The organism is Kytococcus sedentarius DSM 20547, assembly GCF_000023925.1.
GTDB classification, from domain to species: Bacteria; Actinomycetota; Actinomycetes; order Actinomycetales; family Dermatophilaceae; genus Kytococcus; species Kytococcus sedentarius.
In genome coordinates this window covers 2,344,514-2,358,642 of record NC_013169.1, presented here as the reverse complement: position 1 = coordinate 2,358,642, position 14,129 = coordinate 2,344,514, and the positions used below count along the sequence as shown (strand labels likewise).

The window sequence follows — 14,129 nt, the reverse complement described above, 5'->3', positions numbered from 1 at the left end:
GTGTGTCAGTGGGGACGCCTAGATGTGATGTCCAGCCAGGTTGTTGAGCCTGGTGATGGGTGGGGCTCCGATCGCGGAGTGGACCCGGTGGTGATTGTAGAAGTGGATCCAGCCGGGAAGGGCGTCTCGGCGTTCGGTCTCACTGGTGTAGAACCGGGCGTAGGCCCATCCGTCGGCCAGGGTGCGGTGGAAACGTTCGATCTTCCCGTTGGTCTGCGGTCGATACGGTCGGGTCCGTTTGGCAGTGATGCCCAGCTCGGTGCAGGCCTGGCTCCACGCGGCGGATCTGTATGCCGAGCCGTTGTCCGACAGCACCCGTTCCACCGTGACGCCATTGTCGGCGAACCACGCGACGGCCCGGCGTAGTACACCGATCGCGGTTTCCTTGCGTTCATCGGCGTGCATCTCGACGTAGACGACCCGGGAGTGGTCATCGATCACGGTGTGCAGGTGTCCCACCCCGAGCCTGGGCTGGTACCGGTGGTCGCGGGTGCCTTCTCGGTCCGACGTCGCCGCACGGTGCTTCAGGCCCTGCTGGCGGCCGACGAAGCGGTGCCCACCCCCGTCAGGGATCCGCCCGAACTTCGTGACATCGACGTGGATCAGCGACCCGGGGTGAGGGTGCTCGTACCGGCGGACTGGTTCACCGGTGACCCGGTCGATGCGGGCCAGCCGGTTCAGCCGGCAGCGCACGAGCACGGCATGGACCGTGGAGGCCGGCATGCCCAGCTCGCCGGCGATCTGCACCGGGCCGAGCCGGCGTCGCCACCTGGCCTTCACGATCTTCTTCACCACCGCCGGTGGTGTCTTGGTCGGCATCACATGGGGCCGGCTGGTGCGATCTGTCATCCCGGCCGGTCCCTCGTCCCGGTACCGGGCAGCCCACTTGCGGGCCGTGGGTGGTGAGACCAGGAACATCTTGGCTGCCACGGCCACCGGCCACCCCTCCTCGACGATGAGCTTGGCCAGGCGCAACCGAGCGCGAGGGGTCAGAGCAGCGTTAGCGTGGGCCACGAAGGCCTCCTGGGCGTGAAGCGGTTCCTAGACAGCTCCACTCTCGCAACAGGAGGCCTTCACCTATCAGCGAGTCCCGCAACAACGTCCCTGGACATCACACCTAGATGAACCGGCGTCGAAGACCAGGGCTAGGACCGGAACCAGCCAAGCAAGGGATGCCGTGGCCAGCTGGGTCAGGTCCAACGCCCAGTGCGTGGCCGGCCGCCCTCGATGCGGAAGAGCTTCAGGTCGCTCACGCGGGGTCCTCCCATCGCTGGCGAGCAGGGTCCCACGTGCCCCTGGTGCGGGTGCCATCGAGCACGGGGTCCAAGCACCGCCCTGCCGCAGCCAGCGAGGCGTTGAGGGCGTAAAACTCCTCCGGGAACTCCTCGAAGGTCTTGGCGTTCCGCGGGTACTCACCTGCCCAGCGAGGCCCTGGGGAGACCATGGCCGACGGCAGGGAGAGGCGACGTCGTTCGGCCTCGTGCGCCAGCATCCGGTGGAGACGCTCTGCGTCGATCTTCAGGGCGGTGGTGACGCGCACGAGATCCGCCAGGTCGCGCCAGCGGGTGGAGGGTGTGTCGCGCTTGTGGCGCTCGTACATCCCACAGACCTTGTCGGCCATGTGGTTCTCGATCGGGGCCACGGGGATGGCGGGCAGGTCGTCGAGCGCCGGGTCATCGATGACAGGGGTGGGGCGCACCCGATCAACCGGTCCCTCGACATGGCGGCGCTGGGTCACGTCGATGGAGAAGGGCTCGAACAGGGTGCCGCCCAGCATGGCGCGTGCACGGATCTTGTGGGCCCGGGTGCCGTATCCGTACTCATCGACGCGGTCGTGGGTGGTGATGTCGAGCAACTCGAAATTGAACCCGTCGCCGTTGTCGGTGGCGGCCTTGGCGCGCAGATCCTCCAGGAGCGCGTGGGGATCACCACTCTGTGATGCATGTGCGAGGTCGATGTCCTGCGTGAGGCGGCCTCCGCCGATGCGGACCAGCAGGGCGTTCCCACCCAGGAGCAGCCACTCGTCCTGGTTGTCAGCGAAGAGACGCTTGAACAGGAGGGCGAAGACGAACTGTTTGCGCAGGCGATCGACGGGCAGACCACGGCCGCGCGCCTCCTGGCGCAGCCGGTCAGTGAGCTGACGGGCCCTGGCCTGCGGTGTCTGGGGGCGGCGGGGGTTCATCGAGGGGTCTCCTTCTCGGACGCTTGGTCATCGAGTGCTGCCGTGGCCTCGGCGGCCGTGATGTCCGCGGCGAGTTTCTGGAGGCTGCGCTGAAGACGCTCGTCAGCCAGGCTCGAGTTCAGCCCGACGAGTGTGGGGGCAAGGGCTCGGTCCCAGCGTTGTGCGGTGAGCGCCGAGTTCTTCAGTGCAGCGGTCAGGGGCGCGAGATGCTCGGCCGCCCGGCGGGCAATGGGCTGAACGGCCTGCCGTACGACCTTCTCGAGTGCCTCCAGCTCGGGGGGTGTCCCGGCACGCTCGAACGCTTCGGTCATGAGCTCGCTGTGGTCCTCCAGGCCGAAGTGCGGGGCGCAGCGATCGAGGGTGCGAAGAAGGGCCCCGAAGCTCACCCCCGGAGCGGAGAAGGCGTCCTTGACCATCGCGGAGAAGTGGTCGAAGTCAGTCGTGGTGGCCGCGAGATCCTCCAGGGTCCGGGCAACAGTCGTGACCGGCAAGCCATTCACCATCGTGCACTCCGCCGGGGACAGGCCGGACCGGTGGAAGGTCACGTCCGGGTGGATGGTCTGGCGCCGTCGTGGCGAGGTGAACTCGTGTTTCTGGGGGATCAGATCGCCCAGGCTGTGCATTGCGGCGGCGGACACATGGCTCACGACCGTGTCCGGCGGCTCGGCCCCCGAGCGGTCCCGGCCGCTGGCCTCCAGCCAGGCTGCCCGGAGCTCCTGCAGGGGGCCTGGGGGGGCGGAGGGCAGGGCGTACACCCCTCGACGAAGGCGGGTCACGTGTCCCGTGTCCGTGAGGCGCTTCAGGTCCACGGGGGTCACGCCGAACTCGCGGGCCCGGGCGGTCGTGACCAGGCCGTCCTGCTCGGTGCCGAGTTCCACCAAGGTCGTCAAGGCGTCATAGGCCTTCATGGCACCTCCCCTGCTGACTAAATGACACCCACATGATATTTAGTCAGCGGGCTTCGGGCAACAGGACTCTCGCAGCGACGACGCCTGACTTTGTGGAACTGCCGGATGTGGGGCCTCACCACCATGCCGTTCACCCCTGCGTCACTCGCCTGTGTTCGGGTGCCTGCATGTCCTCCGTGCACTCCGCCTTCGTGACCCGTCGCACCCTGCTGGCCGGTGGTGCGTTCGCCTCCGCCCTGACCCTCCTGCCCGACGTCGGGGCTGTCGCCGGCCCTCGCGCCGCAAACACCCGGGCCACCACGCCCGCCACGGGCATCACCCCGCTCTGGCGTGCCCACGCCCACAACGACTACGAGCACCGCCGCCCGCTCCTCGACGCGCTCTCCCACGGGTTCACCTCCGTCGAGGCCGACGTCTGGCTCGAGGGCGACGAGCTCCTCATCGGCCACGCCTGGCCCGACCCGTCCCGCACCCTGCGCGAGCTCTACCTCGACCCGCTGGCCCGCATCGCGGAGGCGAACGGCGGCTGGGTGTACCCCGGTCACGCCCGCCCGGTGCGCCTGCTGGTGGACGTGAAGTCCGGTGGTGCCGAGGCCCGCGCCCTCCTCGAGGATCTCCTGCCCACCTACGGCCGCACCGTCACCTCCTGGAAGAACGGTCGGGAGCGCTCCGGCGCGGTGACCGTGGTCCTCTCCGGCCAGCAGGCCAACCCGGTGCTCGACGCGCCGCTTCGCTGGACCGCCTCCGACGGCCGTCTGGGTGCCCCGATGCCGGCCGGCGCCACCGCCGCGGACCTGCCGCTGGTCTCGGCCAGCTGGTCCTCGCACTTCTCCTGGGTGGGCATCGGCCCGATGCCGGCCAGCCAGCGGGACCGCCTCCACGCCCTGGTCGCCGAGGCCCACGCGCGTGGCCAGCAGGTGCGCTTCTGGGCCACGCCGGACACGATCTGGCTGCGGGAGAACGTCTGGGCCGAGCTGCTCGCCGCCGGGGTCGACGCGATCAACACCGACCACCTCGCCGAGCTCCAGGCCTGGCTGCTGCAGCACGACCGCGGCTGAGCGGGCCAGCGCGCGGGCCCAGCGCCCTGTCATCCGCCCGTTCACCCACCCGCCATCCCACGGTCACGGAAATCCCCTACTTTCCGGCCCATGAACACCCCCTCGCAGCCGCCTGCCCACCCGTCCGCCGCCACCCCCTCCCGTCGTGCCCTGCTCACCGGTGGGTCCACCGCCGCCCTGAGCGGCCTGCTCGCCGTTCCGGCGATGGCCGGTGCCCACCCGGCCGCCACCTCCGAGGGTCACGAGCCCCAGGGCCACGGCACGCCGGGCCGTCGTGGCCCCCACGCCTCGCCCGACCTCCAGTTCACCCTCGCCGTCCTGCCCGACACGCAGTACCTCTTCGACGACGACTCGATCGTCGCCGAGCCGCTCGTGGCCTCGCTGAAGTACCTCCGCCGCCACCGGGACGAGCTCAACCTGGCCTTCCTGGCCCAGCTCGGCGACCTCACCGAGAGCGGCCTGCCCCACGAGATCGCCGCCTTCGACGACGCGTGGTCGATCGTCCGCCGCGCCCGCATCCCCTTCGCGACGCTCACCGGCAACCACGACGTCGACTCCTCGACCACCGACCAGCGCGGCAGCACCCCCTACCTGCAGCACTTCGTCCGCTCCACCCGCGAGTCGGGCGTGCTGGCGGTCAGCCCCGACGGCTACAACAGCGCCCACACCTTCACCGCCGCCGGACGCGAGTGGATGGTGCTCGCCCTGGACTGGCGCCTCTCCGAGGCGGGTTTTGCCTGGGCCGATCGGATGCTCACGCGCCACCGACACCTGCCCACGATCCTCACCACCCACGACGTCATCCACGCCGACCACGGCGATGGGGTGGGCCACCTCTCCGACTACGGCCAGGACGTCTGGGACCGGCTGATCCGCCGCCACGACCACGTCTTCCTGAGCATCAACGGCCACTTCTGGCCCACCGGTCGCACGGTCATGACCAACGACGCTGGCCACGAGACCCACCTGCACCTGGCGAACTACCAGCAGCTCTACTACGGCGGTGCCGCTGCCCTGCGCCTGTACCGCTTCGACCTGGCCCGCGGCGTGATCGACGTCGAGACCGTCGTGCCCTGGCTGGAGACGAACGAGGCCGCCGACTGCGCCCTGGCCCGGGAGGAGCTCACCCTCACCTCTGATGCGGACCGCTTCAGCGTCGAGATCGACTTCGCCGAGCGCTTCGCGGGCTTCGCGCCGGAGCCCACCCCGCAGCCCCGCCCGGCCGAGGCGGTGCTGGTGCGCGACACCCTCGCCTACTGGCGGTGGGACCAGCTGCCCACGGGTGCGCTGGACCGGGCCGCCCGCATCGAGGACCTCTCCGGCCACGGGAACCACCTGGAGGTGGTGAGCAACGGCCGTCGTGTGGAGGTCGTCGGCGAGTTCCACCCCGGGCAGCCCGGCCACGCCAGCCTGGCCTTCGGTGGTGCGGTCAAGGACGCCGGGGACTACCTGCGGACCGTGGCCGGGGCCCCGCTCAACGACGACGAGCTCGAGCGCGGCTACACCATCGAGGCGTTCTTCCGGATGCCGCAGGACTGGTCCGACCGGGACGCCTGGACCTCGCTGCTCTCCCGCCAGGGGAGCGCCGGCGAGGCCGGCGGCACCGGGGGCGACGCCGAGGAGCCCGTGGTCTCGCTGAACCTTTCCGGGGAGCGCCAGCTGCAGTTCGTCTCCTACCCGATCTCCCAGCGCGAGGGGCTGACGAACTGGGGCCACGAGCTGCGCACCGACCGCTGGTGGCACGTGGCCGTGGTCAACGACCGCAAGCACACGACGATGTACGTCGTGGGCTGCCCCGTCGCCCGCAACCCGCACACCCGCAACCGTGGGCTGCGCGCCCTCGACCGTCGCTGGCTCGTGGGCGGCTACGAGTGGGACGGCGTGCTCGACGCCGTGACCCGGACGACGCTGGGTGACGTTCGCATCGTCGGGCGTGCTCTGAGCCCACGGGAGTTCATGAACCAGCGCTGAGGGGGCGCCGACCGCGCGTGAGAGGGGGCTGGGCCGCGTGGCCCAGCCCCTCGTCATGACTGCAACTCAGCCCACGCCGCCGGCCAACGCCCCCCTGTCACGCCCCGGGGTGCTTCGCCCCGCCGCGCAGGTACTCGGTGCTGATCCGCGCCAGGGTCACGGCCCCGACGCTGCGGAAGGGGTGCACGGGGTCGGGGTCCTGCGAGCCGGTCGGCCCGCCGAGCTCGGTGTGGACCACCGCGCTCATCAGCGCGTATGCGTCGTCCTTGGAGTACCCGTGCTCCTGGGTGAGCACGGCGAAGAGGGCCTCGTAGGCCTGGATGACCGAGTCCTGCACCGGGTCGTCGAGCCCCACGCAGACCAGCTCGTTCCCGGTGTCGACGCGAGCGGCCGTCAGCGGCCTTGACCAGGTCCACCGAGACGGTCGCCCGCCCCGCCGCCTCGATGGCCACGAACGACGACTCGCCCCGGCTCATCACCGCGTGCAGGTCGCCGATGTAGAGCAGCGCGCCTGCCACCTGCACCGGTAGGTAGACGGTGCTGCCGACGGCGGCGTCGGTGAGGTCCATGTTTCCGCCGGTCGGGTAGGTCGGCATGACCGTGGACATCTCGCCCCCGGGGCGGGCCACGCCGATGCAGCCGATCATCGGCGCCATCGGCACGCTCACCCCCTCGGCCACCTGGGCGTGCCCGTCGACCAGCGGCACCCGGCGGACGAACCACTCGTCGCCCATCGGACCGGCCAGCGCACCGGCCCCGGGGATGTAGACCGACCAGCCGTGCTCGCCGAGCTCGATGTCGTGGATGGTCACCGCCAGCACGTCGCCCGGCTCGGCGCCCTCGACGAGCACGGGCCCGGTCACCGGGTTGAGCGGCTCGGTGACCTTCGCCAGGTCGCGGACCTCGTCCATCTGGGCGTAGGCGGCGTCGCTCGTCTCGAAGGTGATGCGGTCCCCGGCGCCGGGGGTGACGGTGAGTCGCGGCTCGCGCTCGGCGGAGATGCCGGGCGCGCCGGTGTGCTGGGGGAGCAGGTGCGTGGTCATGGGCATGCCTCCTCGGGGGCGGTGGACTGCCTGGGTGGCCATCCTCGCGGAACCTCACCGCAACCGCCGCGCCGCCACCGCCGCCACGACGGCCACCGCCCCCGCCGAGGCGGTCAACCCCGCGAAGACCCCGCCGGTCAGGTCGTCGGCGAACCACGCCACCACGGCCCTACCGACCGCGAACCCCACGGCCGCCGACACGTTCATCCCCAAGGTCATGGCCGCGTTGTTCACCCCTTGCTCCTCCTCGCCGGAGCGGGCAATCACCTCGGAACTGGTGGTGTTGGCAATCACGCCCATCCCCACCGCGGCCACCGCCCACAGCACCATCGCCGGCACCAGACCCAGCCACCCGGGCGCCAGCAGTGTCGGCCCACGCAGCCGAGGGCCAGCAGCACGAACCCGGCCCGCACCCGCTCCCACGGCGGCAGGCGACGCTGCACCGCATCGAGCCCCGCCAGGTTGGAGCCCACCGCCCACAGGGTGCCGGTCACCCCCAGGCTGACGCCGGCCACCAGCGGGCTGGCGCCGTGAACAGTGGTCAGCATCAACGGGATCCACGCCCCCATGGTCAGGAAGACCAGCCCGGTCACGATCCGCGCGCCGGGCGACCAGGGGGTGTGCCCCGGAGGTCTCGAGCGCCGCCCACTCCTGCGCGGAGACGTGCCCGGTGGCGCGGCCCGTGGCATCGAGACCGCGGCGACCACGCTCCACCGCCGAGGTCACGAGGGGCGTGGCGCGCTGCCGGCCCGCTCCACGGCGGGGAGCAGGTCGTCCCGGGCCCTCTCCATGTGAGGCGCCGCCGCCCGCCGGGCGCGGTCCACGTGCGGCGCCACGGCCTGCTCGGCGCGCCGCAGCGCCTCCTCGATGGGGTAACCCACGGCCAGCGGCCCGGCTCAGCTGATGATGCCGTGCTTCAGGGTCCACTTCTGCGCGCCCTTGTAGGCGTTGACCATCGACCAGATCCAGTTGACGGCCCAGAGGATCCACATCGTCCAGCCCAGGAAGATCACCGTCAGCGGGATCGAGAGCAGGAGGAGCGCCACGGCCGTGAAGAAGAACCGCAGACCGCGGCCCACCTGGCCGTTGAGCGCCTGGCCCAGCCCCACCACGAGGAAGCTGGCCAGGGCCATCAGTGCCGGGTTCGTCGGGGCCACGGTCATCTGACCGGGCGCAGCCCCCGGGCCGGGCTGCCCGGCAGCGGCCACGTAGGGGGCCGGGGTGGGCGCCTGCTGGTAGGCCGGGTAAGGCGCCTGCTGGTGGCCCACCTGCGCCTGCTGGTGCGCCGACTCCTCGGGCTGCGGCGCCGTCGGGTAGGGCGTCGGCGTCTCGTCCGCCGCGAACGGGGTGGACTGCGCGGCATCTACGGCCGCGGACTACGCGGTCTCGAAGGTCGAGGGCTGCGCGGCATCGGGGGCCGGAGCGTGCGCGGTGGCCTCGGCGGCGGGCTCCGGGGTGTGCATCGGCGTGGCGCCGGACTGCTCGTGGGTGGACATGGGCTCTCCTGAGCGTTGGGCGCCGGGGCGCGGGTGCGGCCGCCGTCCGCGTCCTTGTCGCGCAGTACCCGGCACCGATCTGTCGCCTCGCTATCGAATCGCTGTCGCCCGGCGGCCGGTGTCCCACCCGGAGGTCGCGTGCCCTTTAGTGTCGGGGCGTCCCCCCCACGGTCCGAGTCGTCGGTCACCGCTCGGGCAACCCCTCACACACCTTGCAGGAGCACCACCGGTGAAGAAGCACCTCGCCAGTACCCTGGCCGTCCTCAGCGCCCTCGCGCTGGGAAGCGCCGCCACCGCCCCGATGGCGATGGCCGGGACCGCCCCCGCCGCCGCGACCGCATCCACAGCGACGACCTACACGGTCACGGGGGCGTCGTGGCTGACGCTGCGCACGGGGCCGGGCGTGGGGTACGCCAAGGTGAGTGCGGTGCCCAAGGGGTACGTCATCACCAATGCGACGGTGCTGTCGAACGGCTGGGTGAGGTTCACGGACAACGGGCGCACGGTGTACACCGCCCTGCGGTACCTCACGGCGGCCCCCACCGCGACGACCTACACGGTCACGGGGGCGTCGTGGCTGACGCTGCGCACGGGGCCGGGCGTGGGGTACGCCAAGGTGAGTGCGGTGCCCAAGGGGTACGTCATCACCAATGCGACGGTGCTGTCGAACGGCTGGGTGAGGTTCACGGACAACGGGCGCACGGTGTACACCGCCCTGCGGTACCTCACGGCGGCCCCCACCGCGACGACCTACACGGTCACGGGGGCGTCGTGGCTGACGCTGCGCACGGGGCCGGGCGTGGGGTACGCCAAGGTGAGTGCGGTGCCCAAGGGGTACGTCATCACCAATGCGACGGTGCTGTCGAACGGCTGGGTGAGGTTCACGGACAACGGGCGCACGGTGTACACCGCCCTGCGGTACCTCACGGCCGGCGCCACCTCCCAGGAGCCCACCACGGTGGTGCGCCACGTGCGGCAGAAGACCGACGACCTCTTCGTCGACGTCTACGACCGCAAGGCCGCCTCCAGCTCCTACGACGTGCACTACCTGCCCCGCGGCGGGATGGTCAAGGGCGTCGTCGAGGGGTCCTGGTTCCACATGCCCGGTGGCAAGTACGTCCCGATGGCGGAGCTGACCACCACGCACACCCGCTACACCGGGACGAACGGCCGCCACCACCCATCGACCCTGTGCAACGTGCAGGGCACGACCGTCGCCTCCCACGTGCTCACCGCCTGCGGCGCGATCGGGGACCTGAAGGGCCTCAACCTGGCCTACAAGGCGCGATTCAACGAGGACCTGCCGTGGGACGAGTGCTACCGCACCTACGACACGCAGGTGGCCTACCGCCAGGCGTTCGGCACCAAGGCGGCCGTGCCCGGGTACTCCAACCACGGGTCCACCACGCGTCCGGCCTGCGACGCCCCGGAGGACCCGCGCCGGTTCGGATTCGGCACCACCCGGTACACGTGGCTGGTGCAGAACGGTCCGAGCTACGGCTGGGTGCACCCGGGCTGGGCCAAGCCGTGGGGTAAGAACCCCGAGTACTGGCACTTCGAGTACGTCGGCTGAGCCCCGCATCACGACTCCGCAACATCCCGTGCGTCCACCGGGCACTGCCCACGCGACGCTGCACTGACTGCCATGGGCACGCCCGGTCCCCACCCCGCCGCCCACCGCGGGTGACTCTCGGGGAGCCGCCCCGCAGCCCACCACGGCGCAGCTGGTGCGAAGCGTCGTGGCCCGCGTCGCCGAGGGGCTCGCGGTCTCGTGGAACACCGCCAACGACGCCGTCCTGGCCGAAGGTCAACGGCTGCTGATCGACCGCCCGTCCCGCTTGGACGGGGTGAACGCGGTCGGGGTCGACGAGCACGTGTGGCGGCACACCAGGAAGGGCGACAAGTACGTCACCGTCATCATCGACCTCACCCCGGTCCGGGACGGTACCGGGCCCTCCCGCCTGCTGGACGTGGTCGAGGGCCACAGCAAGAAGGCGTTCAAGGACTGGCTCGCGCAGCGGGACCAGGCCTGGCGCGACGGGATCGAGGTCGTCGCCATGGACGGGTTCGCCGGGTTCAAGACCGCCACCACCGAGGAACTGCCGGACGCGGTCACTGTCATGGACCCGTTCCACGTCATCCGGTTGGCTGGCGACGCCCTGGATGAGTGCCGCCGCCGCGTTCAGCAGGAGTTGCACGGGCACCGCGGCCGCAAGGACGACCCGCTCTACTCGGCGCGCCGGACCCTGCACACCGGCGCCGACCTGCTCACCGACCGTCAACACGAGCGCCTCGACAAGCTGTTCACCGGGGACCGGCACGTCCAGGTCGAGTGCACCTGGGGCATCTACCAGCGCATGATCTCCGCCTACCGAGACCCCAACCGGGTCACCGGCCGCGTCGAGATGAGCTCGGTGATCGATGCCCTCGCCGACGGGGTGCCCCGACCGCTGGTCGAGCTGCGCAAGCTCGGCCGCACCCTGGCCAGACGCGTCTGCGATGTCCTGGCCTACTTCGAGCGACCCCGCACCAGCAACGGACCTACCGAGGCCGTGAATGGACGACTTGAGCATCTTCGCGGGCTGGCCCTCGGGTTCCGCAACCTCACCCACTACATCGCCCGAGCACTCCTCGAAGCTGGCGGATTCAGGCCCCGACTACACCCTCGTTTGTGAAGAGCCTCTTTTCCTGTGCCCACGGGCTCCCGGGGGACAGGAAAAGTATTATCCTGATTGAGCCGGCAGCAGAGCTAGTGGAAAGGCGCCATCCAACACGGGCTGGGGAGAGGGCGCCCATCCTCACGCGACGAGTGTTACGAATCGGCTCCAGTCCGTATACTCCCACTCCCAGCGACGGCAGACACGTTCGCGGGGGACTTGGTCGAGGAGGGGGTCAAGTAGCGCCAGCTGCGCAGAAGCGCCGTCGCCGATGACGATCGCTAAGAGGTAGCGATTCGATGCGCCAACCATTACAGACATCTCATTGTTGGTGAGGGAGAAGCGTGAGTTCTTCGATTCAACCTTCTTGACCTCGATGTGCACGGGGATGCCGTCATCAGCCGCGCCCTCCAGGTCATACCCCACGTTCTGTCGTGAGACATCTGTGAGCTCCCAGCCACGCTGATTGAGGTACTCCAGTACAGCGACTTCGGCCGTGCGCCAGCGGCTCATCGCTCCGGAGAAGGTCTCGGTGGTTGAATTCTGTGTCTGAAGGCGAGGGTCAACTAGCCCCGGGGAGGTGGCTTCGGGTTCAGAGGCTCGGGCACTCCCGACGATGTTCTGCTCCGCTTCGGTGAGGTTGCGCCCCTCGACACGGGCGTTCTCAAGGAGTCGTCGGCTGAGTCGCGAGCGCGTGGGAGCAGAGAGTTGTGCGGCAACTCCGCTGTTGGCCAGCTCGCCAGCGCGAAGAGTGGGTGCTCCGAAGGCGGTCCGAAGACTCCTCGCCGCGCTTGTCGAGTCCTCCCGGTAGAGGGCAGAGGGGGCACCCTGGGGAAAGACCAGCTCGACATCCGTAGCGTCGAGCGGGATCTCGCTGAAAGAGAAGTGCCACTCTGAGCTGTTCATCCACCGCTTCGCCGCGGAGAGCACGCAACTCCCGATCGTGGTGCCTCCTTCGAGGAGAACCTGACGTAGATCTTCCCCGTGCATCAAGAGGTCCCAGAGTCGTTGGCTTGCCGGGCTCGATGAACTCATCAAAAGTCGGCCGACGAGCGAGCCGACGGTCTCGAGCGCAGCCTGCGTTGCGGGATCCGAGATGGTCGCGTGCGTTCGTGAAGGATCTGTGAGGACCGGGCCGGATGCGATGGCAGGTAGACCCAGTTCGTCGTCGAGGGGGAGGAAGCAACAGAGCCGACCCCGTCGACCGGTGAGGCTCAAGGCGTGCGGGTCTGCTGGCACGAGTACTTGCACGTCGCCCTCTGCCATTCGATGGAACACCGTCGACCGTCCATCGACACTCAGCGTGACCTTGTCCGGTTCACGCTGGCAATGCCACAGTTCAATACTATCTCCCCGACTCAACTCCAGCGATTCGACGTTTCGCAGAAAGAGCATTGATATCGGGTGAAGTGCCAGTTGCTCCGATGTGCTGGGGCTGAGGTGAATGACGAACTCTGCCCCCGGAGTCAGAGCGGACGCTTCGACCGCTGAGGGGACTCGGAGAAGGGGAGTGCTTGCGGCTGTGCTGCCGAGCGACTCCGCGGCGGCTGAGCGGTCGAAGTGCAGCGTTAGACCAGCCGAGCGCACCTCGACATGCTGGGCGACGGAGGCGACGGCTTTGAAGCCGATCCCACGGTAGCCGATGGAGGAGTCTCCGCGCGTCTTGGTTGAACTGGCCGAGCGACACAGGGCCTCGAAGTCGGGCGACGTGAAGGGGCGACCATCATTGGACCACGCCAGTCGTTCGTCAGTGATGGAAACGCGAACATGTGCCGCCCCAGCGTCATCGGAGTTCTGCAGCAACTCGTAAAGAACGCGAGCCCTGTACGTTTCGGCCAGCAGGTTCTCCACATGTGCCATCTCACGGAACAAACCGGGTGCTTGAGTGTGCTCGCGGATGAGTTGCGCGCGCAACTGCAATACCTCTCCGATGAGGCGGCTCACGTGGGGTCCTCCAGGCGAACGACTACACGGTCCACTGTTCCGGGCAGGTCGTCGAGGTCGAACGTGCTCACCGTGAGCGAAGAGGGAGGCCTAGTGGGGACATTCCCCCCTGCGCCTACAGTGATATATCCGATCATTTGCCTCTCGTGACTATCGAGCAAAAAACCAGTTTCATCGAAAACTTGGATGATCACGTTTGGTCCGGGTGCGTCAAACTCTTCCTGCTCTTGCGCCGGTGCATCCAAGTCGACAGCCCATGACTCATGATCATGCCCCGCTTTCATCAGGTCTTCGATTCCACCGAGTGGGTGTGTCATGCGCAGGGTCACGGCCAGGGTGTCATTGGTCAAGTGGGCAGCAATCTGCCCGACTCGGCAGCCGATCCCTTGCAGTTGGCGAGTGTCTACGAGCATGCACTCCGTTTCCCGCCAGGCGGCGGAGGGGCTGGGTTCCGAGGGGCACTCCGTCCAGTCGTGGGCACCAATCCACACGTAAATATCGTCGGGGTCATGGGGTTCGACCGCGTCCCACAGCCGGCTGGTTTTCGATACGAGCTTTGGGGATCGCAGCGCCTTGGATTTAAAGATGCTCGCCGCCCAACTGTACGGACTCAGGGGCCCTGAGGAGCGGGAACGAATTTGGCAAACAAGCTCTGGGAGGTAGTCAGAGCCGCCATGGTGGCGGACGTCCCAGTCGTCGGGATGAAAATTCAGTTCCATGGAGGTCGAAATCTCGTGGAAAGCAGAGTCGCTATAGCGCGTCGTGACGAGCCGGGCACGGGGATTCTTGATCTCCCAGCCGAGTACCGATAGGCCGACCTCGTCGAGCTCTACCTCTAGTGGGGCGACCGTCTTGTCCTTGGCCACTGTG

The 14,129-nt window shown here is 69.1% G+C and carries 13 protein-coding genes and 1 pseudogene; 4 read left to right on the top strand and 10 right to left on the bottom strand.

Annotated features, from left to right (window positions below; all coding sequences use genetic code 11):
• Positions 1 to 18: 18 nt before the first annotated feature.
• The 3 genes from KSED_RS11155 to KSED_RS13855 all read right to left on the bottom strand — a co-directional run bounded on the left by KSED_RS11155 (position 19) and on the right by KSED_RS13855 (position 3,090).
• Complete coding sequence (locus KSED_RS11155) at positions 19 to 1,014, bottom strand: IS481 family transposase (RefSeq protein ID WP_081439855.1); 996 nt, start codon at positions 1,012 to 1,014, stop codon at positions 19 to 21.
• Positions 1,015 to 1,249: 235 nt separating this feature from the next.
• Complete coding sequence (locus KSED_RS11150) at positions 1,250 to 2,182, bottom strand: nucleotidyl transferase AbiEii/AbiGii toxin family protein (RefSeq protein WP_015780186.1); 933 nt, start codon at positions 2,180 to 2,182, stop codon at positions 1,250 to 1,252.
• On the bottom strand, positions 2,179 to 3,090 hold the full coding sequence (locus KSED_RS13855) for a type IV toxin-antitoxin system AbiEi family antitoxin domain-containing protein (RefSeq protein WP_015780185.1): 912 nt from the start codon (positions 3,088 to 3,090) through the stop codon (positions 2,179 to 2,181). Before KSED_RS13855 ends, KSED_RS11150 begins: the two co-directional genes overlap by 4 nt.
• Before the next feature lie 167 nt (positions 3,091 to 3,257).
• Here KSED_RS13855 and KSED_RS11140 point away from each other — a divergent pair, with 167 nt between their 5' ends.
• A complete protein-coding gene (locus tag KSED_RS11140) occupies positions 3,258 to 4,148 on the top strand; it encodes a PI-PLC domain-containing protein (protein ID WP_015780184.1) in 891 nt (296 codons plus the stop codon).
• Between the two features lie 90 nt (positions 4,149 to 4,238).
• Positions 4,239 to 6,119, top strand: coding sequence for a LamG-like jellyroll fold domain-containing protein (locus KSED_RS11135; RefSeq protein ID WP_015780183.1), 1,881 nt, complete (start codon positions 4,239 to 4,241; stop codon positions 6,117 to 6,119).
• 53 nt (positions 6,120 to 6,172) lie between these two features.
• Here KSED_RS11135 and KSED_RS11130 read toward each other — a convergent pair whose 3' ends face one another.
• The 5 genes from KSED_RS11130 to KSED_RS11115 all read right to left on the bottom strand — a co-directional run bounded on the left by KSED_RS11130 (position 6,173) and on the right by KSED_RS11115 (position 8,430).
• Positions 6,173 to 7,162 (bottom strand): acetamidase/formamidase family protein, encoded by a 990-nt coding sequence (locus KSED_RS11130; RefSeq protein ID WP_237699529.1) that lies wholly within the window; start codon positions 7,160 to 7,162, stop codon positions 6,173 to 6,175.
• Between the two features lie 54 nt (positions 7,163 to 7,216).
• Complete coding sequence (locus KSED_RS11125) at positions 7,217 to 7,456, bottom strand: hypothetical protein (RefSeq protein ID WP_143827378.1); 240 nt, start codon at positions 7,454 to 7,456, stop codon at positions 7,217 to 7,219.
• Positions 7,453 to 7,755 (bottom strand): hypothetical protein, encoded by a 303-nt coding sequence (locus tag KSED_RS11120; protein WP_041290943.1) that lies wholly within the window; start codon positions 7,753 to 7,755, stop codon positions 7,453 to 7,455. The genes KSED_RS11125 and KSED_RS11120 overlap by 4 nt, the downstream gene beginning before the upstream one ends.
• 129 nt (positions 7,756 to 7,884) lie before the next feature.
• Entirely contained in the window at positions 7,885 to 8,043 is a 159-nt protein-coding gene (locus KSED_RS14950; RefSeq protein ID WP_015780182.1) for a hypothetical protein, read from the bottom strand.
• A 15-nt stretch (positions 8,044 to 8,058) separates the two neighbouring features.
• Positions 8,059 to 8,430 (bottom strand): hypothetical protein, encoded by a 372-nt coding sequence (locus tag KSED_RS11115; RefSeq protein ID WP_015780181.1) that lies wholly within the window; start codon positions 8,428 to 8,430, stop codon positions 8,059 to 8,061.
• 457 nt (positions 8,431 to 8,887) lie between these two features.
• On the opposite strand from KSED_RS11115, the gene KSED_RS13850 reads away from it, so the two are divergent.
• Positions 8,888 to 10,231, top strand: coding sequence for a M15 family metallopeptidase (locus KSED_RS13850; protein WP_015780179.1), 1,344 nt, complete (start codon positions 8,888 to 8,890; stop codon positions 10,229 to 10,231).
• Positions 10,232 to 10,397: 166 nt separating this feature from the next.
• Positions 10,398 to 11,333 (top strand): annotated as a pseudogene (locus KSED_RS11105) (ISL3 family transposase); the annotation flags it as partial.
• Positions 11,334 to 11,456: 123 nt separating this feature from the next.
• Here the strand turns inward: KSED_RS11105 and KSED_RS14295 are convergent.
• Both KSED_RS14295 and KSED_RS11095 read right to left on the bottom strand, forming a co-directional pair.
• Entirely contained in the window at positions 11,457 to 13,259 is a 1,803-nt protein-coding gene (locus KSED_RS14295; protein WP_081439854.1) for a protein NO VEIN domain-containing protein, read from the bottom strand.
• A complete protein-coding gene (locus tag KSED_RS11095) occupies positions 13,256 to 14,125 on the bottom strand; it encodes a hypothetical protein (RefSeq protein WP_015780176.1) in 870 nt (289 codons plus the stop codon). Before KSED_RS11095 ends, KSED_RS14295 begins: the two co-directional genes overlap by 4 nt.
• Positions 14,126 to 14,129 lie beyond the last annotated feature (4 nt).